We start from the raw sequence: 22,985 nt of genomic DNA, 5'->3' as shown, positions 1-22,985 counted from the left end.
AAGGCAGCGCAAAATTATACTGAGAAAACAAAAGGGAACCTTCCGCAAACCAAAGATCCCTTTTTTATGGCTTAAGGGGGTTAGCGGACGCCACCGCCTCCGCCTGCGCCGAAGCCGCCGCCTCCTCCGCCAAAACCGCTGCCTCCGAAACCGCCGCCTCCAAAGCCGCCAAAGCTGTCGCTTCCGGATGCCGGGGGATGGGCTAGCCTCGTGGCCGAAGTGCTGATATTGCTGATTGTGGTACCCAGGTAAGTGCCGAAGTCGCTTCCGGCGGACTGGAATCCGTGCGCGCCGGACGAATGGCCCAACATATAGTAAAGATAGCTTGTGCCGAAGTTGGTGTTCAGATAAGCGTCGTCATTTAACTGAGGATAGACCATTTTCAGTTGTTTGCAAACTTTTTTCGATATGCCCATCATGGTCGCGTATACCAGATATTCCTCCCACAAAGCAAGCTCTGGAACGCCATACTCCGTCATACGCGAAAACTCAAGCATGTATTTTTTCAGGCCCTGCCATACGGCGTAATCGTATTCGCCCTTCTGGCTGAGGCGGGGTCGCCGGTTGGAAGCAATCAGCAGCAAAATGCCAGAAATCAGCATACCGATTGACAGATAGAGCAGCCATCCCTGTGTAAAAAACAATATAAGGATTGCCGCCACAATGCTGAAAATTCCTCCGAGTGTAGCAGCTGTTAAATAACCGGGCTTGCGCTCATAATACCCCCGGTCGGCAATTTCCTTTTTGGTCTGCTGCAGGAAATTCTGAATACTGGAGTCGATATACTGATAATGTTTCTTTGCGTATGCCTTGAATTGGCGCATAGTGAAACTGCCGCCGGTTTCCGACGCGACGGAGGATATCATCTCATAGAATTTCTGTTCGCTTAATGTAAGAGGGACGTTTTTTTCATTTCCGGTAATTTCAACCAAAAAATCTTTCTTTTCAACGGATTCAAAACGCACGTAACCTTTCCACGCAAGGCTCATCAGTGTAGCGCTGAAAATCCGTCCCTGCACCTGCTCGGTTACGCCGCCGCTGTAAAAGTAAAACAAGTTTGCGATCCCACCCGGCGAGTTGCTTTCCGGTATCTTCCGTGTGTATTCGGGGGCGTTTGTCTCGTAAGGTTTTGATTTCTTATTTAACAATAGGAAAAGCAGGATGCCGCCGATTGCAAGTATCACTCCGGATACGGCGTCCACGATGCCGACGATATATGCCAGTTTTTGTTTTTGCGCCCACTGGGCTGCCCAAGTTTCTTCTTCTTTTTTAATATTTTCAAGGGCTTTTGAAGCAAGCTTATTATCAGAATCGGGGAATAGGGAAACAGGCATGCAGATGCGCGTTTCGACCATTGTTTTCGGCGGGACTTCCTTTGCTGTAAAGGTGATCCGGCTGGAAGAAACCGTGAGATTGCTTTGCGCCGTGCAGTGCAGCCAGGCCATTACCGGACCCGCTTTTGCACCGGACGGAATTGCAACGGAACCGTGCAGTTCAGTAATCGGCAGCGTAAAGTTCTCTCCGACAAACGCATTGTAGAATACAGAAGTATCCTGATAAACGCTGACAATGTTTTTGATGGTGTAGGAAATTTTAAAATTGCGGATCCCACTTTTGATTTGCGGCATGAACCAGCCGATTTCCGTTTTATTTCCGGAATTATAAATATAGCATACATTCTCTAATCCGGTTACGGCTTCGGGATGAATATCGTCGCGAAATGCATACTTCGTTTTATTGTCCAAGTCATATACGGCGAAATCGGTTATGCTGTTTGGGCAGATATTTTTCTCAAATGTTTTATAAATGTTCGAATATGTTTTTTGTCGCTTTTCTAAATTGACACACCAGGTTTCTGTTACCCGCAGATCCCCGTTTGTTAAGAGCTCCGAAGCAATATCCAGCTTTTCTAGTGTCTGTTTCGAATTGCGCTTGTAACTATCCGAACAGCCGGCAAGGGTGAAAAAGATAAACACTACGGCAAGAAAAGCCGCGGCGCTCCTCTTCCTTGCATTTCTGCACAAATTGCCCATGGTTTCCTCCAAAAGGGATGTATTAAAATTTAACCTGCGGTACCGCTTTGTCTGCTTCCGCAATTTCAAAGTATTTTTTCTGACCGAAATGGAACATAGAAGCGATGAGATTTGACGGGAAATGCAGGATATACTCGTTATACTTCATGGCTGTATCGTTATAGAATTGGCGAGCCATGGCAATTTTGCCTTCAATATCCTTTAATTGCGACTGAAGATCAAGAAAGTTTTGGTTTGCCTTTAAATCCGGGTACTGTTCCGCGGTTGCAAACAAATTGACGATCGCACGGGAAAGCTTCGCGTTGTTTTCCATTGCTTCCTCGGGTGTTTTTGCGTTTATTGCCGCGCCGCGCCACTTTGTCACTTCCTCAAGCGTTGTTTTTTCATGGGTCGCGTACCCTTTTACGGTTTCCACTAAATTTGGAATCAGGTCGAACCGTTTTTTAAGCTGTACATCCACCTGGGCCCATCCGTTGTCCACCCGGACGGACAGGGAAACCAGCCGGTTATACATACCGACTGCCCAGAAGAGCAGAATCAGGACGATGGCTATTAGAGCGATAATTATTGGATTCATTAGAATACCTCCTTAATAATCACGAACATAGTACCATAATTTTATCAAAAAGAAAAGATGAAAATGAGAACAAATTCGCCTGAACAAAAAAGGGAAGGACATAAGCCCTTCCCATAAGTATTGTTAAGTATTCTATTATTTGTTGTTCGGGTTGGAAATCCGGTAGCAAAGCGTCATTAAGCTGTCGTTCAGATGTACATTTTCAACCACCGTATCCTCATAACGCATGGAAATGTCATAATGGCTGAAATTCCAAAAGTTTCGAACTCCTAGGCTGTAAAGGCGCTCCAGAATCGAATGTACGCCCTCGCGCGGGATACACAGGATTGCCATGACCGGTTTTTCTTTTTCACAGAAATCCTCCAGTTCCGTCGTATCCATAACGATTTTCCCGTTTATCCGAGTGCCTGTTTTGCTGGGGGAACTGTCGAAAATGCCAATCAGCTCAAACCCCTCTTCCTCAAACTGCATATGGGTCGCAATCGCTCTTCCAAGGTTGCCGGCACCGATCAGAATCGTTTTATAGCGGTTGGAAAGCCCGAGAATATTTCCAATCTCATCACAGAGCTGATCCACAATATAGCCGTAGCCCTGCTGGCCGAAACCGCCGAAGCAGTTCAGATCCTGCCGGATCTGGGAGGCGGTAAGCCCCAGCTTTACGGACAATTCGGTAGAGGAAATGCGGGTTACCCCTTTTTCCTTCAAATGCGTTAAAAAACGATAATACCGCGGCAATCTTCTGATTACCGACATTGAAATATTTTCACGTTTTGGCATACGTTAACCTCCGTAGTGTGCTGTATCAAATTATAAAAGCTTTAATAGGCTTTTATTGACTTCCTGTAAAAACGTTTCGGTATCGACCGTCGTTTTCTTAGGCAGCGTTGAAAGACCGGCAAGATCGCCAGTCATGATACCATTTTCAATTGTCTGAATGGAGGCTGTTTCAAGCTTTTCCGCAAAGCTGACAAGCTCGGGAAGATGATCGAGCTCGCCGCGCTTTTTCAGCGCGCCTGTCCAGGCAAAAAGCGTTGCCATTGAGTTGGTGGATGTTTTTTCACCCTTTAAATGCTTATAATAGTGGCGCTGTACAGTCCCGTGCGCCGCTTCATATTCGTATACTCCTTCGGGAGATACAAGAACGCTCGTCATCATGGCAAGGCTTCCAAACGCGGTTGCGACCATATCGCTCATTACATCGCCGTCATAGTTCTTGCAGGCCCAGATATAGCCGCCTTCCGAACGGATAACGCGTGCGACCGCATCGTCAATTAAGGTGTAGAAATAAGTGATGCCGGCTTCTTCGAATTTTTGTTTGAATTCCGCTTCATACAGGTCGTTGAAAATATCCTTAAAGCGGTGGTCGTATTTTTTCGAAATCGTATCCTTGGTGGAGAACCACAGATCCTGTTTTGTGCTCAGTGCATACTGAAAACAGGCCTTTGCAAAGCTTTCAATGCTTTGGTCAATATTATGCTGTCCCTGAAGGATACCGGGCGTTTTAAAATCGTGAACCAGCGCGCGATCTTCGGAGCCGTCCTCTTTTGTCACGACCAGCTCCGCCTTTGCACCGGCAGGAACCGTCATTTCCACATTGCGGTAAACATCGCCGTAAGCGTGGCGCGCGATGGTGATCGGTTTTTTCCAGTTGCTTACCAGAGGATCGATTCCTTTTACCACGATAGGGGCGCGGAACACGGTGCCGTCCAAGATGGCGCGAATCGTACCGTTCGGTGATTTCCACATTTCCTTCAGATTGTATTCTTTTACCCGGTCGGCGTTCGGCGTGATGGTTGCGCATTTTACGGCAACACCGTATTTCTTTGTGGCCATTGCAGAATCATAAGTTACTTTATCGTTTGTTGCATCGCGGTTTTTCAAGCCGAGGTCGTAATATTCCGTTTTCAGGTCAACATAGGGGAGTATTAAAATATCTTTTATCATCTTCCAGATGATTCTTGTCATTTCATCGCCGTCCATCTCGACCAGCGGCGTTGACATCTTAATTTTATTCATTATGAAAACCCTCCGTTATTTTCGATTTCGGCTTTATTTGCCGCTGTTTTCCCGGGTATAATTCAGCAGGCCGCCGGCAAGAACCATTTTTCGCTGGCGTTCGCTTAACACAGCTTCTGCTTCAAAAGTGGTTCCCTTTGTACGGTTTTTCACTAAAACCGTTGTCCCGCTTTCAATTTCCTTGCGGATATCCGGAAGCTCCAACTCGTCCATCTGGTCGACGGCGTCATAATCTTTTTCGTTTTTGAACATTAGGGGGATAATACCCGCGTTGGCCAGATTCGCGCAATGGATCCGCGCGAAACTTTTCGCAATGACCGCTTTGATGCCGAGGTACAGCGGAACCAGCGCCGCATGCTCACGGGAAGAACCCTGCCCGTAATTCGCGCCGCCGATGATAATGCCCTTTCCGTTGTGCCTGCACCGTTCGGGGAATTCCTTATCGCATACGGCGAAACAGAAATTGGAAAGGTAAGGAATATTGGAACGGTACGGAAGAATTTTTGAACCGGCGGGCATGATATGATCGGTCGTAATGTTATCGCCGACCTTTAAGAGGGCTTTTGCCGCAATGCTTTGCGGAAGCGCTGTTGTTACGGGGAATTCCTTGATATTTGGCCCGCGAAGGATTTCAACATCCTTGGCTTCGCTTTCGCTGGCAGGCGGAACAATCAGATTATCATTTATATAGAAATGTTCGGGCATTTCTACGGGCTTTTCTTTTCCAAGTGTACGCGGATCGGTCAGCACGCCAGTAATAGCGGAAGCCGCGGCGGTTTCCGGGCTGACCAGGTAAATCTGCGCGTCGGCCGTACCAGAGCGGCCTTCGAAATTTCGGTTAAATGTACGAAGGGAAATACCGGCTGAGTTCGGGGACTGCCCCATTCCAATGCATGGTCCGCACGCGCATTCCAGAATACGCGCACCGGCGGAGATTAGGTCGGCAAGCGCGCCGTTTTGCGCAAGCATGGTGTAAACCTGCTTGGAACCGGGCGCAATTGCAAGGCTGACATTGGGATTGATTGTTTTCCCTTTCAAAATAGAAGCAACGAGCATTAAATCGCGGTAGGAAGAGTTTGTGCAGGAGCCGATGCACACCTGATCAATCTTCATTTCACCGAGTTCCTCGACCTTTTTCACTTTGTCAGGGCTGTGCGGGCACGCCGCCATCGGCACGAGCTTGGACAAATTAATTGTAATGGTTTCGTCGTAGACCGCGTCGTCGTCCGGCTTCAGTTCAATCCAATCTTTTTCCCGGCCCTGCGCCTTTAAAAATTCTCTTGTGATTTCATCCGACGGAAAAATAGAGGTCGTCGCGCCGAGCTCCGCGCCCATATTCGTAATGGTTGCGCGCTCCGGAACACTCAAGGTGGCGATGCCTTCCCCGCCGTATTCTACCACTTTTCCCACGCCGCCTTTTACGGTCAGTATCCGCAGAACCTCCAGAATAATATCCTTTGCGGAAACCCATGGGGAAAGTTTTCCGGTCAAATTAATCCGCAGCATTTTCGGCATAGTAATGTAATATGCGCCGCCGCCCATGGCAACCGCGACGTCAAGGCCGCCCGCGCCCATGGCAAGCATTCCGATGCCGCCTCCGGTCGGGGTATGGCTGTCGGAGCCGATTAATGTTTTTCCCGGAATGCCGAACCGTTCCAAATGGACTTGGTGGCAGATGCCGTTGCCCGGCCTAGAAAAATAAATTCCGTGCTTTTTCGCAACGGATTGAATAAAGCGGTGGTCGTCGGCGTTTTCAAAGCCGGTCTGGAGGGTATTGTGATCGATATAGGCCACGGAACGTTCCGTTTTTACACGAGGAACGCCCATCGCTTCGAATTCCAGATAAGCCATCGTTCCGGTGGCATCCTGCGTCAGAGTCTGATCTATTTTTAAACCGATTTCACTGCCTGGTGTCATTTCTCCGCTCAAAAGATGAGACTGAATGATTTTTTGTGCTAGTGTCAGGCCCATTATCTTAATTTCCTCCCAATCGTTATGTTAAATATATAACTATTATCTAATAAAAAATTGGAATTGTCAATGTATCCGTTCATATTGGGTCATATTACTTATTATTTCTTGCGCCTTTCTTTTCTTGCTGAATACCGCAACAAATGTTATAATAAAAACTGATATTCTGAAAGAAATATTTTCGTGTATGAGAATCGCCTTCTTACGGTACAATAATGCAGTAGGGAGGTGCGGAATTTGAATCCGAAAGATCGTTCAGAAAATGAAAAGGATATCAAAGAAGCGGAAAAAAATGAAAAACAAACCAACCAGATCGTCGATACCGGTTCCGTCATTACCGGAAACGGAAAGTACCGCATTCACTGCCTGACCATTATTGGGCAGATCGAGGGGCATTTTATTCTTCCTTCTCAAAATAAAACAACAAAATACGAGCATGTCATTCCTTTGCTTGTCGCAATAGAGGAAGATCCCGCCATCGACGGTCTTCTTATCATATTAAATACGGTGGGCGGCGACGTGGAGGCAGGCCTTGCTTTGGCGGAGCTGGTGGCCGGGATGCGCAAGCCGACTGTTTCGCTGGTGCTTGGGGGAGGGCATTCCATCGGGGTGCCGCTTGCCGTTGCGGCAAAGCGCTCTTTTATTGCGCCGAGCGCGACAATGACCATTCATCCGGTGCGCATGAACGGAATGCTTCTGGGCGTGCCGCAGACGCTGGAGTACTTTCAGCGCATGCAGGAACGCATTACCCGGTTTGTTACAAGGAATTCCAAAATTACGGCGGAGCGGTTCCATGAGCTTTCCATGAATACCCAGGAACTGGTAATGGATGTCGGCACCATTCTGGACGGCAACGATGCGGTTGCCGAGGGATTGATCGATTCGCTTGGAAGTCTTTCGGATGCGATTGACTATCTTTACGGTATGATTGATCGATATAAAGCGGATAAAATACAGGGAAGCAAACCGCAGCGGAAAAAAGCGGAAGTGAAAACCAGAAGAGTACGCGAAAAGCGAAGCGAATCGCCGGCTGCAGATAATATGGAATATCTTTCCTGACCATGGATGAAGAATGAAAATGAGAAATTCAATATTCATTCTTCATCTTAAATTTACATAGGGGGATTATTGTTCATGACGGTACTGCAAGCAATCATACAGGGAATTATACAAGGTGCAACGGAATTTTTGCCGGTTTCCAGCAGCGGGCATTTATCACTTGCACAGCATTTTATGGGCGTACAGGTACCTGGCCTCTTTTTTGATGTTATGTTACATATTGGTACGCTGTTAGCGGTTCTGGTGGTTTATTACCGGCTGGTCGGCCGGCTTATCTGCGAATTTTTTCTTACAGTCCGCGACCTTTTTACGGGTCGGTTCAAATGGAGTAAAATGAATCCGGACCGACGGATGCTAATTATGCTGATCATTGGCCTTATGCCTCTCTTCCTTTTGTTTTTACCTGTTCCCGGAACAAGCATGAAGCTAAAGGACTTTGCGGATCGATGGGCGTCCGATAGTGACATCGTTATCGAAGGCGCTGCGTTGGTGATTACGAGCATTTTGCTGACATTTGGCATTATGACAGGCGACCGTTCGGACGCTCGTCATGCGAGGAACGGGCGCACCGGCGGCAGAAAACAGTTCAATGCACCGGATGCGCTTACCGTTGGACTGGTCCAGTGCGTTGCCGCCGTATTTCCCGGACTTTCCCGCTCCGGTTCCACGCTTTCTGCCGGACTGATACGCGGCGTGAATCGTCAGACGGCTCTCGACTATTCTTTTGTAATCGGGATCCCCTCCATTCTGGCTGCGGCGGTTCTAGAACTGAAGGACGCGGTGCATGAGCCAATGGGAATTTCCATGGCGGCGATCCTTGCGGGCGTGATTACGTCCGCGGTTGTGGGCTTTCTGGCAATTAAGCTTCTTCGCTGGATGGTTACTACCAATAAATTACATATCTTTGTTATGTACACGTTTGTTTTAGGCGTTACCGTTTTGGTACTTGGCATTATGGAGCATCACACCGGTGTGAACGCAATTACCGGTGCGGCTCTGCAATTTTAAGGGTATACGGAAAACATACGGAATACTAAAATTATAAGGTGAGAAATTAGTGGCAAATCGGAAACATAGTGTAAAAAAGAAAGCACCCGCCCGCGCGGGCCGTACGCCAAAAGCGCAGCATATGGCCAAAAACGCGGAAAAAAAACCGACTAGGGATCCAGAATATAAAAAGCAGCGCAATCAGATTAACGCGATTGTGATATTTGCTGCGTCCATTTTAATGGCTTGCCTTGTCCTGATCCCGGGCGACCATATCTGGCTTTGGTGCCACAACGCGCTCTTGGGTTTGTTTGGAAGCTGCGCCATTATCTGGCCGATTTTATTGTTTTACATATCGATTGTCACCGCTTTAGAACGTCAGAACCATTGGCTTGGCGGCAGGGTCGTTCTAATGGTGGTAATCATTACCCTGTTTTGTTCGGCGGTCTATATTTTTTCCGCTTCGGATAAAGCGTCGCTGCAATCGCTGCAAAACCAGCTTGTGAAACTTTATAATTTGGGGATGCAGCGCTCCGGCGCGGGCCTATTTGGTGGTTTGTTCGGAATCCCCATTGTCGCGGCGCTCGGTTCCGTCGGCGCGAAAATTGTGATCATCTTGGCCCTTTTCGTAGCGATTATGATTTTAACCGGAACCAGCCTCATACAGCTCTTCCGTGCGATAACGAAACCGGCCGACATGGTTGCCGCGAATCTTAGCAATGCATATGAGCAGCGGGCGATTGAACGCGCCCGTAAGGAAAATGCGTATATTGACATTCCTCTCGACGAGGAGGATATTACGCAGCGCCTGAAGGCAAAGAACAAAAAAGGGAAAAATGAAAAGCTCGATCAGCTGGAAAAAGTGTTCGGGGTGAAAGAACCGGTTGTCGAGAAAGTGGAAAACAATCCGGCTTCCGTGCCGGATTCCGGCGAAAAACCAGAGCCTTCGGCGGCTGTTCTTGAAGCGGTGAAGAAGTCCGCGCCCAAGCCTGAAAAAGCAAAGCCACCTGTCGGCGCTTCCATGCAGATGACGATGTTTGCCGACGAACCGCCGCAGGACGGATCGTACCATTTCCCGCCGATCACGATGCTGGAAACAACGAAGGTGACAAACGAACAGGAAATTGCAGAGGAATTGAAAACCAATAGCCGGATGCTGGTGGAAACGCTGAAAAGCTTTGGTGTTCAGACAAAAATTGTGGACATCAGCCGCGGACCGGCGGTAACGCGTTATGAACTGCAACCTGCCGCAGGTGTGAAAATCAGTAAAATTACGAATTTATCGGATGATATCGCCATGAATCTGGCCGCTTCGGGCGTGCGTATTGAAGCGCCTATTCCGGGCAAGGCCGCCGTCGGAATTGAGGTTCCGAATAAAAAAGTCAGTATTGTGCGTATGCGGGAGCTGATCGAATCCAACAGCTTCTGTACCGCCAAGAGCCGCCTTACCGTCGTCCTAGGGCGCGATATTGCGGGCGAGGTAGCGACGGCGGATCTGGCAAAAATGCCCCACCTGCTAATTGCCGGCTCAACCGGTTCGGGAAAATCGGTATGCATCAATTCATTTATTATCAGTCTTTTATATAAGGCCACCCCGGAAGAAGTGCGGTTTTTGATGATCGACCCGAAGGTTGTTGAGCTTGGCATTTATAATGGAATCCCGCAGCTTTTGGTTCCGGTTGTCACCGATCCGCGCAAGGCGGCGGGTGCTTTGGGTTGGGCGGTGAACGAAATGCTGAAGCGTTACAAAATTTTTGCAGAGAAAAATGTCCGCGATCTGAACGGTTACAATACGCTGGCTGCTTCCAACGGGTATAAGGACGAAAACGGCCAGCCCATGCCGCGTCTTCCGCAGATTGTAATTATTATTGACGAGCTGGCGGATTTGATGATGGCTGCGCCGAATGAGGTGGAGGATTCCATCTGCCGTTTGGCACAGATGGCGCGCGCTGCGGGCATGCACCTCCTGATTGCGACGCAGCGTCCGTCCGTCGATGTTATTACGGGTATTATCAAAGCGAATATACCAAGCCGGATCGCGTTTGCCGTATCCTCACAGGTTGACTCCCGCACCATTCTGGATATGGGCGGAGCGGAAAAGCTGCTGGGCCGGGGCGATATGCTGTTTTCACCGGTCGGTTCGCAAAAACCGATTCGTATACAGGGGTGTTTTGTAAGCGATAGTGAAATTGAATCCGTGGTTAACTATGTCAAGAAAACACAGGAAGCCGGGTACGATAAGGATATAGCGGAGGAAATCGAGAAAAACGCCGTTGCGGAAAAGGACAGTAGTTCCGACGGCGCGCTTGGAGAAGATACCGACCCGATGATACCCGAAGCCATAAAATGCGTTGTGGAAGCTGGACAGGCCTCCACCTCCCTCCTCCAGCGTCGTCTGCGCCTTGGTTACGCTCGGGCAGGCAGATTGATCGATGAAATGGAACAAATGGGAGTTGTGGGTCCTCACGAAGGCTCAAAGCCGCGCCAGGTGCTAATTACCTATCAGCAGTGGCTGGAAATGACCATGCAACAGGCCGACAAAAAAGAAAGCGAAGAGCAAAAATAAAGCTGTTTGTCGGCAGCGCGGCGTTCTGATGGCGGGCAGGCTTGTTTACGCAGCTTTTGATGTGGTGCGCTATACGTTCAAAGCGGGAGGAAGCGCGGAAATGGAGCAGCAAAAAAACAGCAAAAAAGTGCTGAAAATAACCCTGCTGGTATTTTTGGCGGTTGGCCTGCTTGTTTCCTTCCTCCCGTTTGGCACGGAGGCTTCCTGGCGGCATATCTTCCGTTTCTTCGGTTTAACGGATTTTGCCGCGGCTGCGGACAATGCTCCGCTTTCCATACATGTGCTGGACGTTGGGAAAGCGGACAGTATCTTTGTTGCCTGCGAAGGGAAATATATGCTTGTTGACGGAGGAACGCAGGACTGCGGCGAGGGGATTGCGGAGTATCTCGATCGGCGGGATGTGAAAAAACTGGATTTCGTTTTTAACACGCACCCGGACGCAGACCATATCGGCGGCCTTGGCTATATCATCCGTCATTATCAGGTCGGAAGCTATTTTGCTCCTGATGTTCCCCAAAACCTTATACCGCAGGGGGAGGAATATGCCGCTGTGCAGACTGCCCTCAGGCAAACGGATACTGCGGGGCGAAGCCCTTTCTGCGGCGAATCCATGCAGTTAGGGAGTTTAAAAATAAAAGTGCTCGCGCCGGTTAAAACCGGGGACAGCACGAATAACAATTCGATTATTTTAATGCTTACTTTTGGAAAAAACCGGTTCCTGTTAATGGGCGATGCGGAGAAGGAAGAGGAGCGGGATCTTATGGAAAAATGGGAAAACCTTTCCGCAAATGTGCTGAAAATTGGCCACCATGGCAGCTCCACTTCCACTTCGGAACCGTTTTTGCGTGCGGTTCAGCCGAATTTTGCGGTGATTTCCGTGGCCCGCGATACCAGCCGCCTGCCCAAAAGGGATGTGCTGAAAAGATTGTGGGACGCGAACATTCCGGTGTATCGGACTGATGTAAGCGGTACGCTTGTTTTTATGAGCGACGGGGAGAAAATTACTGTTTTAACAGAAAAGTAGTTTAATAAAAGAAAATAAAGGGGAATGTGTTATGAGAACCTTGATCATCGACCGTTTTGAAGGCACCTATGCTATTTGCGAGGACAAGGATCAGAAATTTTTTGCAATCGAGGTTTCCGAGCTGCCGGAGGGGGTGCGTGAGGGTGACGTGCTCGACGTAAACGATGCGGAGGGTACGGTGAGCATTAATGCGGAGGCAACCAAGCAGAGGCGCTCAAAGGCCAAAAAATTGCAGGACAAGTTGTTTTCTTAATCAATTGCTTATTGATCGTTTATGGGGCTCTTATACAATAAAAAGGGGAAACTATGCGAGTAATGAAACCGATCATAAATTATTTTAAACAAACCGATAAATTGTATTGGCTGATTATGCTATCCATTTCGGCTTACAGCCTTTTACTGCTGAAACCCATCCCGCCGAGTTCTTCGGGTAGATCCTATTTTACGGTACAGCTTATCGCTATCGTAATTGGGTATTGCGGAGCAATTTTTTTAACGTTGATTGATTACCGGGAAATTGCGAATTATTGGTATCTTGTAGCCGGGTTTTGCCTTTTTCTAATTGTTTATACCCACATCTTTGGTGTGGCGGTTACAAGCAGCGGCGGCATCAATGCGAAAGCTTGGATTAAGCTGCCCGGAGGAACATTCCAACCCAGCGAACTGGTTAAAATCGGTTTTATGATTACCTTTTCCAAGCACCTGTCGGAATTAAAGAAACGGGAACTGCTCGAGTCTTTTCCGCAGGTTATTCTCCTTGCCTGCCATGCAATGGTTCCAATTCTTTTAGTCCATTTTCAAGGGGACGACGGAACAGCGGTTATTTTCTTTTGTATGTTCCTGAGCATGACTTTCGGAGCCGGGGTGCAACTTCGCTATTTTGCAGCGGTTTTTGCTGCAATTGCCATTGGTTTTCCCATTGCATGGCAATATATATTAAAAGACTATCAGAAAATGCGGCTTACTTCCTTTCTTCATCCGGAAAATGATCCTCTTAAAGATGGGTACCAGCAGTACCGCGGGATGCTTTCCATTGGCAGCGGCCAGTTTTGGGGACGCGGTTTGTTTAATAGTGATACCCGTGTCAGCAAAAAAGTTGTTCCGGTACAGGAAAAAGACTTTATTTTTTCTGTAGCAGGAGAATTGCTCGGATTTGTTGGCTGTATGCTGATTCTTCTTCTTCTGACTCTTCTCCTTTTCCGTACTCTGCGAATTGCGAGGAAATCGCCGGACTGCCTTGGAAGTTCTATCTGCTTCGGCTTTTTCGGGATGGTTGCGGCACAGGCATTGTTCAATCTGGGGATGTGCCTTAGTCTACTTCCGGTTATGGGCGTTACCCTGCCATTCTTCAGCGCGGGCGGTTCGTCGGCGTCCTGTCTTTACTTTGGTTTTGGATTGGTAATGAGTGTTTATATGCATAAAGTAAGCCCCGATAAAGTGTCGCTTCAGCATAAATTCTAGCGGAGAATCAATGCTACCTGCATTACATAGTTTGATATAATTCTTTAGAAACCTCCTTTGCTGACTGTTGGCTGCAAAACCACAGTATAAGCAACTGGAGGTTTTCTCACGCCGTTTGCTCGAATTCTCTCGGTGCCATAGCCGTGGTAGTGCAAATAAAAAACCGGTAGATAAATTGTTTTAGCAGGCATGAATCAACTGGAGCTTTTTTCATATGATAAGAGAAATATATGGAATTTGGCGCCTGCTGTTTTCCGGGAAAATTCAAAAATTGCCGCGGTATGGTTCTTTTTTATCGAAAAATATGCTATAATTTTGACATATTTTTTGTGAGGAGATGCACGAATGCTAACTGACATCGAAATAGCGCAGCAGGCAAAGCTTTTACCGATTGCACAGGTTGCTTCCGAACTCGATATTCATGAGGAAGAGCTAGAACCTTACGGCCGGTATAAAGCGAAGCTGAATGACTCTCTCTACAACAGACTTGCCTCCAAGAAGGACGGCAAACTCATCCTGGTAACGGCGATCAACCCGACTCCGGCGGGCGAGGGAAAAACCACGACAACGGCCGGTCTTGGGGAAGCAATGAAAAAAATCGGCAAAAAAGCGGTTATCGCCCTGCGGGAACCAAGCCTTGGGCCAGTATTCGGCATCAAGGGCGGGGCCGCCGGCGGCGGTTACGCGCAGGTAGTGCCGATGGAGGACATCAACCTGCATTTTACCGGTGATTTTCATGCGATTACCTCCGCGAACAACCTTCTCTGCGCCATGCTCGACAACCATATGCAGCAGGGGAATGTCCTTGGAATTGACCCGCGCAGGATTTTAATCAAGCGCTGCCTCGATATGAACGACCGCGCTTTACGGAATATTGTGATTGGACTCGGCGGGAAAATGAGCGGGGTTCCGCGTGAGGATAGCTTCTGCATTACGGTTGCGACGGAGGTTATGGCGATTTTCTGCCTTGCTTCCGACTTGCTGGATTTGAAGGAACGGCTTGGAAAGATTTTGATTGCCTATACTTATGAGGGCGCGCCCGTTTATGCGCGTGATTTAAAAGCGGAAGGAGCGATGGCCGCGCTTTTAAAGGATGCGATTTATCCGAACCTGGTGCAGACGCTGGAAGGAACGCCGGTTATCATGCACGGTGGGCCGTTTGCGAATATTGCCCACGGGTGCAATTCCGTAAGGGCGACGCGTCTGGCGCTTAAGCTTGCCGATTACTGCATTACGGAGGCAGGATTCGGTTCCGACCTCGGTGCGGAAAAGTTCCTCGATATTAAATGCCGCCTTGCGGGATTAAAGCCTAACGCGATTGTGATTGTAGCCACCGCGCGCGCCTTGAAATACAACGGCGGCGTTCCAAAGGATAAAACTGCGTTGGAAAACCTCGATGCGCTGAAAAAGGGAATTGCCAATCTGGGCGCGCACATTTCCAACATGAAGAAATACGGCGTCCCGGTTGTTGTTGCGATTAACCGCTTTAACAATGATTTCGAAGCGGAACTGAGCTATATCGAGAACTACTGCCGTGAGAACGGTGCGGATTTCGCGCTGTCCGAGGTTTTTGCAAAAGGCGGCGCAGGCGGCGTGGATTTAGCGAGAAAGGTGTGCGAAGCGGCTGAGAAGCCGTCCAATTTCCAGCCGATTTATTCGGCGGATTCCACCATTAAACAGAAAATTGAGTGCATTGCAAAAGAGATATACGGCGCGGACGGTGTGGATTATACAAGTCAGGCGGAAAAAGCCTTGCGGGATATTGAAGCGCTCGGCGGGGATATACTGCCGGTCTGCATTGCGAAAACGCAGTATTCCTTATCGGATAACCCTGCTTTGTTAGGCAGGCCGGCCGGATTCCGAATTACCATCCGCGACTTGCGCCTTTCGAACGGGGCCGGTTTTGTCGTGGCCTACGCGGGTGATATTCTCACAATGCCCGGACTGCCCAAGGTGCCTTCCGCCGAAAAAATCGATGTGGATGCACAGGGAAGAATTTCAGGATTATTTTAAGTTACAAGGGGACTGCTATGCGGGACATAATGACATCTTCGTTGGCTGAAACAGAAGCGCTCGGCGTGAAAATAGCGGAAAAGCTTTCCGGCGGCGAGGTGATTGCGCTTTTCGGCGGAATGGGCATGGGAAAAACAGCCTTTACGCGCGGGCTTGCAAGGGGATTGGGAATTTCCGAAGGGGTTTCCAGCCCGACGTTTGCGCTGGTTCATGAATACCATGGCAGGTTGGACGTTTACCATTTTGATATGTTCCGCGTGTCCGGTTGGGACGACCTGTACTCTACCGGTTTTTTTGATTATCTGGAGAGCGGGGGCGTTCTGGTAATCGAATGGAGCGAAAATATTGAAGCCGCGCTTCCGCAGGATGCAATCCGCATTGAAATCCGGCAGGGCGAAGGCGAAAACGAACGCATTTTTCATATTGAGGGGATGGAACTATGAGAATACTGGCGATTGATTCGTCGGCGACCGCGGCGTCCGCGGCATTGGTTGAGGACGGAAAAGTGCTGGGTGAATTTTATATTAACACGAAGCTGACACACAGCCAGACGCTGATGCCGATGATTGATAATGTGCTGAAATGCACGCGCGCGGATTTACAGAGCGTGGATCTGTTTGCGGTCAGTTCCGGCCCCGGATCCTTTACGGGAGTCCGTATCGGCATCGCGAGCGTCAAGGGCCTTGCCATGGCGCAAGACAAGCCCTGTGTGGGCGTGTCCACGTTGGAAGCAATGGCGCGGAATCTTGAACATATGGACTGTACGGTATGCGCGGTTATGGACGCGCGCTGCGGGCAGGTTTATAATGCGGTTTTTAGTGCACACGACGGAAGAATGGAAAGAATTACGGAAGACCGGGCGATCTCCATTCTGGATTTGGCGGAGGAATGTAAAAAATTCGCAAAACCGCTGATGCTTGTTGGAGACGGCGCAAAATTGTGCTATAATAATGAACGGTTTCAAAGTCTTCATGCGCTTTTGCCGCCCGAGCCGCTGCTGTACCAGCGCGCCTGCGGCGTTGCGAAAGCCGCGTGCAAAGTATATGAGCAGGGCGGAGCAGTATCTTCCGCAGCTCTGATGCCGGTTTATCTACGCCCGCCGCAAGCGGAGCGCGAACTTAAAAAACGTATAGAAGGAGAAAACAAATGATAGCTTTAGGAGCAGATCATGGCGGATTGCAGTTAAAAGAAGCGATCAAAAAGTATTTGGAAAACGAGAACATCGAATATAAAGATTTCGGAACGTTTGACGAAGCTTCCGTTGACTATGCGCCGATTGCGGCGAAGGTTGCACATTGTATTATAAATGGAGAAGCGGAACGCGGGATCCTTTGCTGCGGGACAGGCATTGGAATGAGCATTGCCGCCAATAAGGTGAAAGGAATCCGCGCCTCTGTTTGCTCCGACACATACTGCACGGAAATGACGCGTCGTCACAACAACGCGAATATCCTCTGCCTGGGCGGAAGAGTTATTGACGAAGCAAAAGCAGTTGAGCTTGCAAAGATTTTCCTGCATGCTGAGTTTGAAGGCGGCCGCCATCAGCGTCGTCTCGACGAAATCGCAGCGATCGAGCGCGGCGAGCTGTAATTTTAAATTTGGAGGCTGTCAGATATGAATAAACAAGTCTTTATTATGGATCATCCCCTCATCCAGCATAAACTTACGTTTTTGCGTGATAAAAATACGGGCTCAAAGGAATTCCGCGAGCTGGTAGGCGAAATCGCAATGCTGATGTGTTATGAGGCCACAAGGGATTTACCCTTGGAGGAAACGACGATCGAAACACCGATCAGCAAAACAAAAACGAAGGTTATCGCGGGCAGAAAGCTCGCGTTTGTCCCGATTTTAAGAGCGGGCCTCGGTATGGTGGACGGCGTGCTCCGCATGGTGCCTGCCGCGAAGGTTGGTCATATCGGCCTTTACCGCGATCACGAAACCCTGCAGCCGGTCGAATATTACAGCAAGCTTCCGCTGGATATTAACGAGCGCGAAGTGATCGTGCTGGATCCGATGCTTGCAACCGGCGGTTCGGGAATCGACGCTGTGACAATCATTAAGCGCAGCAACCCGAAGAGCATCCGCTTTATGTGCATTATTGCAGCGCCGGAAGGGGTAAAAGCATTTACGGCTGCCCATCCGGATGTAGAGCTTTATTGCGCTGCCGTAGACGATCATCTTAACGAAAACGGCTATATTGTTCCGGGACTTGGCGATGCCGGTGACCGCATTTTCGGAACACTTTAATATGAATAAAATCGGGGGCGGCTTTGGCCGTCCCTTTTGTTATCTGGAGGTTAAAGAATGGAACTGGAAGAAATGATCCGGTTTTTTACAGCGCGGGTGGACGAATACAACAAGCATATGCTAAGTTGTGGGCTCGAAAAGAGCCCGATATTCCGTTAAGATAGGATTCGAAAAGACAAAAACACAGTTCTGGTTGGTAGTCCAGACGCGGCAATCAGCCGTCAGTAACCTGCCTCCTAAGGTTGTCCAGTCTTTGTTAAGTTGTTTTTTGGGAGGAACTTCAGATGGACAAATGCAGAATTACGGTGTTTTTTGAGAACCCTTTCTGGGTTGGTGTAATGGAACAGCTGATCGATGGAAAGCTGGAAGCTGCGAAAGTAACGTTCGGTGCGGAATCAAAGGATTATGAGATTTACAGCTATTTCTACTGGAAAATCAAAAGATTGAATAAAAGAAAATCAATCCAAAACGGTTGCAGTAGCTTATCAACCGCCAATTATTGCAAAGCGGAATCGGCACAAGCACAGCAGGCCCTGAAGCTGCAGCAGGAGCAAGGGAAAACTGGAACGGAAATCTTTTAATCGGAAACAGTCGGAAGAGGAAGAACAGCGGCGGTTTGAACTGCGCCAGAAAAAGAAAAACACAGGGGCAGATAACTGCATATGAAGATGGCTTTGAACCATTAAGGTTCAAAGCCTTTCTCTATAAATTCAATTCCTGTACAAATTTTTGGACACTATCTTCATTTAAAGGGTCGAATATAGCTGGTGTTTTCATCAGGAACAGGTTTTCCACGTGCCGGATGCCTTCTCCGGGCTCAAGACTGTACAGCGGGCTTAGCGTCTGCATTTCTATAAAATCCTTACACAGATAGGTTTCGGAAGAACAGCCGTAATCCGGGTAAGGGGCCGACGGGCTGTGCACATATCGCTTGACCAGCGTGGTATCGCCGTTCGCATAGCAGGCCCAGCCGGGGAAATTATTCAGCCCGATTTTAAGGGGCTTTTCATTCTCTTTTTCATGCCGGACGGTGATGAACCGATGGCCAAAGCAAAGCCGGTTATCGTGGAAATCCGTATTGGGCCAAAGGGATAGGGTCCGGTTGGGGGAAATCAGATTTTCGCCATCCGCATTGAAAGGAAGAATTTCCGTTCCGCCTCCATTCAGCATGGTGACTGCCCATAGCGCGCAGGCACGCTTTTCTTTCGAATCATTCTTCGCGCTGTGTACGACCATAATATCGGTTGTGCTTTCGCTCATAATAATTTCAAAGCTAAGCTGCATATCCGTTTGCTTTTGTCGGGGTGGAGTAAAGGTAACCCCTTCCGGCAAAATGCCGTAAACCACCGGTTCATTGTCCGGGTAATAGGTGTCCGGCATCTTTTCCGGGCTTAGCCAGATACGGTGTCCCCCGTAATATAAAAAGGCGGCGTCCCTGCCGAAACGCTCTTCAATTTTTTCGTTCTGTACAGTATATTTCCGTTCCAAATCATTATAAAGGATATTCGATCCGCCCGTAAAACCGAAACGCACAATCCGCGGTCCAAAATTGATTGTAACGACAACATCGATTAATCCATTGCTGATCTCCAAACATTTCCCATAGTTCTCGTATTTGATTTCCTTTATTTCAACAGACAATTAAGACACATCCTTTCAGCATCAAGACGAAATGGATAGAATACCTGTTGTCCGGTCGCGCCCACAGGGCGCCGCCTGCGAGGAACAAAGGGAATACAGGTCCGTTGCCCTGCTTTCTAATTCAAGCACACTTTTCCCATCATTGTCAAGGGACAATATGTCTGATGTGTTGGTAACAATAGGGAGTTTTACAGAGGATTTTCGCGAATGCAGAATTTCCGTCCCCCGTTTGTTAAATCCAAGGACGCGAAGATAGGGGGGGACTCTTTTATTCAAAGAAGAATCTAATTCTAAAAAAGCGGAAAGCACAATCCTGCGGATGCGTGCGTGCGTATACCGTTTGGATTTAATAAGCGAATACAATTCGTCAAGGGAGCAGGCTTGGCGGGAAGCATCGTATATGCGGTTTTCCAGGCCTTCGCTAATGTCCGGTAGGGAAGCGAATTCTTCGCGGCTCATACCCCGCAGCTTTGCGAGGATGGCCCGTTCCACCGTCCCAATAGAAACCGGCGCGCTGCCCGCCTTGATTTCCCGCAGCGCGATTTCCGCCGCGTTCTCCGGCATCCATGCGGCAAAGCTTTCCCCGGTATGCATGCATTTCCGTATCTTTGAAGCGGAGGCAATGTCATTCACGGCATCCTGCGCATCATGTGCAGCCCCAATGCGTTGAATCGTAAAAGGGATCACTTTGGAATGTAGGCGGTCTACTGCCTTTAGATATTCAATCGCGAGAATATTGTTGGGTTCCCGAAGAAGGCGGGAGGCTTCGCCGTCGATTTGGCTCATGGCGTTCTGCCTTGCTTTTGCGAAGGTCGCCCCGTTTTTGATTTCGTTTTTTATCGCGTCGCGGAAACTGGAGGAGTTCAGCGCTTTTGCCGCACTTTGCAGCTCGTCGATCCGGCCGCACTCGCTTCCAAAACTCAATATGTCGACACCAAGCGCATCCAGAAGGAAAACCCCGCCGAACGCAAAGGTTTCCGCGCCGGAAAGCGCCCATGGAAGCGGGAGCTCCAATACAAGATCAACGCCGTTCAAAAGCGCCTGTCTGGTTCTGGCCCATTTTGAAAGGATAGCTGGTTCGCCACGTTGGACAAAATTGCCGCTCATGACCGCAACAATGTGCGTAGCACCTTCCTCACGGGTACGCGATATGAGTGCGGCGTGTCCGCGGTGAAACGGATTAAATTCAGAAACAATCCCCGCAGTAAGCATTTTTCATAAACTCCTTGAATTTCCGAAGTGGTAGTACTATTATAGTATATGGTGTTATTTATGTCGATACAAGCATAAAAGTAATTTTAGGAGGAATAAGTATGAAGATTCTGGTAATCAATGCCGGCAGCTCTTCTTTAAAGTATCAGTTAATTGATATGGATACGGAAGAAATGCTTGCAAAAGGCAATTGCGAAAGGATAGGCATTAAGGGAGGAACATTCAGCCATAAAACTGCGGATGGCCGCAAAAAAGATTTGAATGTGGAAATGGCTAGCCATATCGATGCGTTTAAGCTGGTAACGGCTGCCTTAACGGATAAACAGGTTGGGGTAATCAAGGATTTGTCGGAGGTTACGGCAATCGGCCACCGTGTGGTTCAAGGTGGTGCAAAATTCAGCAAATCCCTTTATGTTAATGATGATGTTATTGAAGGAATAAAAGAATTAATTCCTTTGGCTCCCCTTCACAACGGCCCGGAGCTACAGGGAATTCTTGCTTGCCAGAAAGTTTTCGGAAAAGATGTGCCGGAATGCGTTGTCTTTGATACCGCTTTCCATTCGACCATGCCGAAAAAGGCATATATGTTTGCTATTCCTTATGAATATTATGAGAAGTATAAAATTCGCCGCTACGGTTTCCACGGCACATCCCACCGTTACGTCAGCTCGCGCTGCGCGCAGTTGATGCATCAGCCTCTTGAGGATATCGATATGGTTACCTGCCATATTGGGAACGGTTCTTCTATTGCGGCTATCCATGGCGGAGAAGTAATCGATACCAGCATGGGCCTGACTCCGTTGGACGGTTTCATGATGGGTACGCGTTGCGGATCGCTCGACCCGTCCATTGTAACCTTTATTATGGAAAAAGAGGGCCTTACCCCGGAACAGATGAACGAAATTCTGAACAAAAAGTCCGGCCTTCTCGGTATTTCGGGTTACAGCGATGACCGTGATGTAACAAAGGCGGAAATTGAAGGAAACAAAAGGGCCATTCTTGCGCATGAAATGCTGAGCTACCAGATTATTAAATTCATCGGCTCTTACGCGGCGGCGATGAACGGCCTTGACTGCATCGTGTTTACAGCGGGCCTTGGCGAAAATCAGACCCACCTGCGTTATTCGATTTGCCGCGGGCTGAAATACTTCGGTGTAAAAATTGACCCGGTTCTGAACGATAAAATGATACATGGGCGCGAGGGTAAGATTTCCGCATTTGATTCCAAGGTTGCTGTATATGTTGTACCGACAAATGAAGAGCTTCTGATTGCACGCGATACAAAAGAAATTGTTGAGAAGCTGACATATGCTTCCACAGAGGATAAGACGGTTGTTGATCTGGAAGACATCTAATCCAAAATAGAACGGTGCTCTCGTAGATAAGAATAGAAAAACATAGAATTTTCATATACTTAAATCATAACAAGCGTTCTGCGCTATACAAAAGCCCTCCTGCCACTTCACAACATTACGGCAGGAGGGTTTGTTTTGTTGATCTGAAAATCCGACTGAACGATCATTTTTGCAATTTTTGTTTTTTTATGACTTTAAGTCTTGAGAACTCCTCGCGATCCTTTTCTTCTAGTGCGTCCGTGATAAACTTCACTGTAGTCTCAAACCATGGGATCATAATATTTTTCAGAGCATTTGCTCGTTTCTGCGTCTTTTTAATCGCGACGGCCAGCCGGTAAACGCTGTTTTCCACTTCGGCCAGTTCTGCGGTGAGGCGCTTGACTTCTTCAAATTTTTTGTAGGCGTCGTCCAGCATAATATTGGTGGAATTCAGCCCGAACGGAATCGGAATGCTGACCGGGTCGTACGAAACCATGGGAATCTCCACGCCCATAACGCTTCGATAAGCCACATTCAGGCTATTATCGAGCGGAACAGTACGGGACAGTTCGTCGCAGATGCCAAGGGTAATATTTGCCCTTTGAAGCGCGGCATATGCCGCATCGTACGTATCATCAATTTTTCCTTGAATTTTCGCCGCCCGCTCAATCAGGGCCATCATTTCCCGTATTAAAATGTTCCGTTTCCGGTCAAGAAGCTCAAAACCTGTGCGTGAAAGCGCAAGGGACTTTTTTGTGGCGAGCAAATTTCCTTTTGTCGGAACGATTTGGTTGCTCAATGCGGCACACCTCCTTCGGTTGGTAAAAATTGCGCGGTGAAAATG

Annotated in this window: 21 protein-coding genes; 13 read left to right on the top strand and 8 right to left on the bottom strand. The window is 48.5% G+C overall.

Features of this window, described 5'->3' with window-relative positions; all coding sequences use genetic code 11:
* Positions 1-80: 80 nt before the first annotated feature.
* The 5 genes from P9B68_RS01960 to P9B68_RS01940 form a co-directional block, all read right to left on the bottom strand.
* Positions 81-2,033 (bottom strand): DUF2207 domain-containing protein, encoded by a 1,953-nt coding sequence (locus tag P9B68_RS01960; RefSeq protein WP_277668356.1) that lies wholly within the window; start codon positions 2,031-2,033, stop codon positions 81-83.
* A gap of 22 nt (positions 2,034-2,055) precedes the next feature.
* Positions 2,056-2,610: a LemA family protein gene (locus P9B68_RS01955; RefSeq protein ID WP_277668355.1), complete on the bottom strand. Its 555-nt coding sequence runs from the start codon at positions 2,608-2,610 to the stop codon at positions 2,056-2,058.
* A 135-nt stretch (positions 2,611-2,745) separates the two neighbouring features.
* Positions 2,746-3,387 (bottom strand): redox-sensing transcriptional repressor Rex, encoded by a 642-nt coding sequence (locus tag P9B68_RS01950; RefSeq protein WP_135657098.1) that lies wholly within the window; start codon positions 3,385-3,387, stop codon positions 2,746-2,748.
* 30 nt (positions 3,388-3,417) lie between these two features.
* Positions 3,418-4,626 carry an NADP-dependent isocitrate dehydrogenase gene (locus P9B68_RS01945; protein WP_135657100.1) on the bottom strand — a complete coding sequence of 403 codons (1,209 nt, stop codon included), beginning with the start codon at positions 4,624-4,626 and terminating at the stop codon, positions 3,418-3,420.
* A 33-nt stretch (positions 4,627-4,659) separates the two neighbouring features.
* A complete protein-coding gene (locus P9B68_RS01940; RefSeq protein ID WP_277668354.1) occupies positions 4,660-6,597 on the bottom strand; it encodes an aconitate hydratase in 1,938 nt (645 codons plus the stop codon).
* Positions 6,598-6,834: 237 nt separating this feature from the next.
* On the opposite strand from P9B68_RS01940, the gene P9B68_RS01935 reads away from it, so the two are divergent.
* The 12 genes from P9B68_RS01935 to P9B68_RS01880 all read left to right on the top strand — a co-directional run bounded on the left by P9B68_RS01935 (position 6,835) and on the right by P9B68_RS01880 (position 18,535).
* Positions 6,835-7,656, top strand: a complete 822-nt coding sequence (locus P9B68_RS01935; RefSeq protein WP_277668353.1) for a ClpP family protease — start codon at positions 6,835-6,837, stop codon at positions 7,654-7,656.
* A gap of 75 nt (positions 7,657-7,731) precedes the next feature.
* Entirely contained in the window at positions 7,732-8,664 is a 933-nt protein-coding gene (locus P9B68_RS01930; protein ID WP_135657107.1) for an undecaprenyl-diphosphate phosphatase, read from the top strand.
* A 49-nt stretch (positions 8,665-8,713) separates the two neighbouring features.
* Positions 8,714-11,209, top strand: coding sequence for an FtsK/SpoIIIE family DNA translocase (locus P9B68_RS01925; protein ID WP_330566950.1), 2,496 nt, complete (start codon positions 8,714-8,716; stop codon positions 11,207-11,209).
* 28 nt (positions 11,210-11,237) lie between these two features.
* Positions 11,238-12,233: a ComEC/Rec2 family competence protein gene (locus P9B68_RS01920; protein WP_135657109.1), complete on the top strand. Its 996-nt coding sequence runs from the start codon at positions 11,238-11,240 to the stop codon at positions 12,231-12,233.
* Positions 12,234-12,264: 31 nt separating this feature from the next.
* Positions 12,265-12,486, top strand: a complete 222-nt coding sequence (locus tag P9B68_RS01915) for a DUF3006 domain-containing protein (RefSeq protein WP_135657111.1) — start codon at positions 12,265-12,267, stop codon at positions 12,484-12,486.
* Positions 12,487-12,539: 53 nt separating this feature from the next.
* Positions 12,540-13,694, top strand: coding sequence for an FtsW/RodA/SpoVE family cell cycle protein (locus tag P9B68_RS01910; RefSeq protein WP_135657113.1), 1,155 nt, complete (start codon positions 12,540-12,542; stop codon positions 13,692-13,694).
* A 345-nt stretch (positions 13,695-14,039) separates the two neighbouring features.
* Complete coding sequence (locus P9B68_RS01905; protein WP_135657115.1) at positions 14,040-15,707, top strand: formate--tetrahydrofolate ligase; 1,668 nt, start codon at positions 14,040-14,042, stop codon at positions 15,705-15,707.
* A 17-nt stretch (positions 15,708-15,724) separates the two neighbouring features.
* Positions 15,725-16,150 carry a tRNA (adenosine(37)-N6)-threonylcarbamoyltransferase complex ATPase subunit type 1 TsaE gene (gene tsaE / locus P9B68_RS01900; protein ID WP_135657117.1) on the top strand — a complete coding sequence of 142 codons (426 nt, stop codon included), beginning with the start codon at positions 15,725-15,727 and terminating at the stop codon, positions 16,148-16,150.
* Positions 16,147-16,857, top strand: a complete 711-nt coding sequence (gene tsaB / locus P9B68_RS01895; RefSeq protein WP_135657119.1) for a tRNA (adenosine(37)-N6)-threonylcarbamoyltransferase complex dimerization subunit type 1 TsaB — start codon at positions 16,147-16,149, stop codon at positions 16,855-16,857. The genes tsaE and tsaB overlap by 4 nt, the downstream gene beginning before the upstream one ends.
* Entirely contained in the window at positions 16,854-17,297 is a 444-nt protein-coding gene (gene rpiB / locus P9B68_RS01890; protein WP_135657121.1) for a ribose 5-phosphate isomerase B, read from the top strand. Before tsaB ends, rpiB begins: the two co-directional genes overlap by 4 nt.
* 24 nt (positions 17,298-17,321) lie before the next feature.
* Entirely contained in the window at positions 17,322-17,954 is a 633-nt protein-coding gene (upp, locus tag P9B68_RS01885; protein ID WP_135657123.1) for a uracil phosphoribosyltransferase, read from the top strand.
* A gap of 284 nt (positions 17,955-18,238) precedes the next feature.
* Positions 18,239-18,535 (top strand): DUF2992 family protein, encoded by a 297-nt coding sequence (locus tag P9B68_RS01880; protein WP_243112903.1) that lies wholly within the window; start codon positions 18,239-18,241, stop codon positions 18,533-18,535.
* A 121-nt stretch (positions 18,536-18,656) separates the two neighbouring features.
* On the opposite strand, the gene P9B68_RS01875 is transcribed toward P9B68_RS01880, so the two are convergent.
* Together P9B68_RS01875 and P9B68_RS01870 are read right to left on the bottom strand one after the other, a co-directional pair.
* Positions 18,657-19,595, bottom strand: a complete 939-nt coding sequence (locus P9B68_RS01875; protein WP_277668352.1) for a hypothetical protein — start codon at positions 19,593-19,595, stop codon at positions 18,657-18,659.
* Positions 19,596-19,616: 21 nt separating this feature from the next.
* Positions 19,617-20,807, bottom strand: coding sequence for a nucleotidyltransferase (locus P9B68_RS01870; protein WP_135657127.1), 1,191 nt, complete (start codon positions 20,805-20,807; stop codon positions 19,617-19,619).
* A 101-nt stretch (positions 20,808-20,908) separates the two neighbouring features.
* On the opposite strand from P9B68_RS01870, the gene P9B68_RS01865 reads away from it, so the two are divergent.
* On the top strand, positions 20,909-22,162 hold the full coding sequence (locus P9B68_RS01865) for an acetate/propionate family kinase (RefSeq protein WP_135657129.1): 1,254 nt from the start codon (positions 20,909-20,911) through the stop codon (positions 22,160-22,162).
* A 163-nt stretch (positions 22,163-22,325) separates the two neighbouring features.
* Here P9B68_RS01865 and P9B68_RS01860 read toward each other — a convergent pair whose 3' ends face one another.
* Complete coding sequence (locus P9B68_RS01860; RefSeq protein ID WP_135657131.1) at positions 22,326-22,940, bottom strand: V-type ATP synthase subunit D; 615 nt, start codon at positions 22,938-22,940, stop codon at positions 22,326-22,328.
* Between the last annotated feature and the right edge of the window lie 45 nt (positions 22,941-22,985).

It is taken from the genome of Caproiciproducens galactitolivorans (assembly GCF_029266045.1).
Lineage (GTDB): Bacteria > Bacillota > Clostridia > Oscillospirales > Acutalibacteraceae > Caproiciproducens > Caproiciproducens galactitolivorans.
This window is presented reverse-complemented; position numbering and strand designations above follow the sequence as displayed.

Excerpts from the sequence above, each read along its gene's own strand:
- P9B68_RS01960 (WP_277668356.1), bottom strand. The coding sequence starts at position 2,033 with ATGGGCAATTTGTGCAGAAATGCAAGGAAGAGGAGCGCCGCGGCTTTT.
- P9B68_RS01955 (WP_277668355.1), bottom strand. The coding sequence starts at position 2,610 with ATGAATCCAATAATTATCGCTCTAATAGCCATCGTCCTGATTCTGCTC.
- P9B68_RS01950 (WP_135657098.1), bottom strand. The coding sequence starts at position 3,387 with ATGCCAAAACGTGAAAATATTTCAATGTCGGTAATCAGAAGATTGCCG.
- P9B68_RS01945 (WP_135657100.1), bottom strand. The coding sequence starts at position 4,626 with ATGAATAAAATTAAGATGTCAACGCCGCTGGTCGAGATGGACGGCGAT.
- P9B68_RS01940 (WP_277668354.1), bottom strand. The coding sequence starts at position 6,597 with ATGGGCCTGACACTAGCACAAAAAATCATTCAGTCTCATCTTTTGAGC.
- P9B68_RS01930 (WP_135657107.1), top strand. The coding sequence starts at position 7,732 with ATGACGGTACTGCAAGCAATCATACAGGGAATTATACAAGGTGCAACG.
- P9B68_RS01920 (WP_135657109.1), top strand. The coding sequence starts at position 11,238 with ATGGCGGGCAGGCTTGTTTACGCAGCTTTTGATGTGGTGCGCTATACG.
- P9B68_RS01915 (WP_135657111.1), top strand. The coding sequence starts at position 12,265 with ATGAGAACCTTGATCATCGACCGTTTTGAAGGCACCTATGCTATTTGC.
- P9B68_RS01910 (WP_135657113.1), top strand. The coding sequence starts at position 12,540 with ATGCGAGTAATGAAACCGATCATAAATTATTTTAAACAAACCGATAAA.
- P9B68_RS01905 (WP_135657115.1), top strand. The coding sequence starts at position 14,040 with ATGCTAACTGACATCGAAATAGCGCAGCAGGCAAAGCTTTTACCGATT.
- tsaE (WP_135657117.1), top strand. The coding sequence starts at position 15,725 with ATGCGGGACATAATGACATCTTCGTTGGCTGAAACAGAAGCGCTCGGC.
- tsaB (WP_135657119.1), top strand. The coding sequence starts at position 16,147 with ATGAGAATACTGGCGATTGATTCGTCGGCGACCGCGGCGTCCGCGGCA.
- rpiB (WP_135657121.1), top strand. The coding sequence starts at position 16,854 with ATGATAGCTTTAGGAGCAGATCATGGCGGATTGCAGTTAAAAGAAGCG.
- upp (WP_135657123.1), top strand. The coding sequence starts at position 17,322 with ATGAATAAACAAGTCTTTATTATGGATCATCCCCTCATCCAGCATAAA.
- P9B68_RS01880 (WP_243112903.1), top strand. The coding sequence starts at position 18,239 with ATGGACAAATGCAGAATTACGGTGTTTTTTGAGAACCCTTTCTGGGTT.
- P9B68_RS01870 (WP_135657127.1), bottom strand. The coding sequence starts at position 20,807 with ATGCTTACTGCGGGGATTGTTTCTGAATTTAATCCGTTTCACCGCGGA.
- P9B68_RS01865 (WP_135657129.1), top strand. The coding sequence starts at position 20,909 with ATGAAGATTCTGGTAATCAATGCCGGCAGCTCTTCTTTAAAGTATCAG.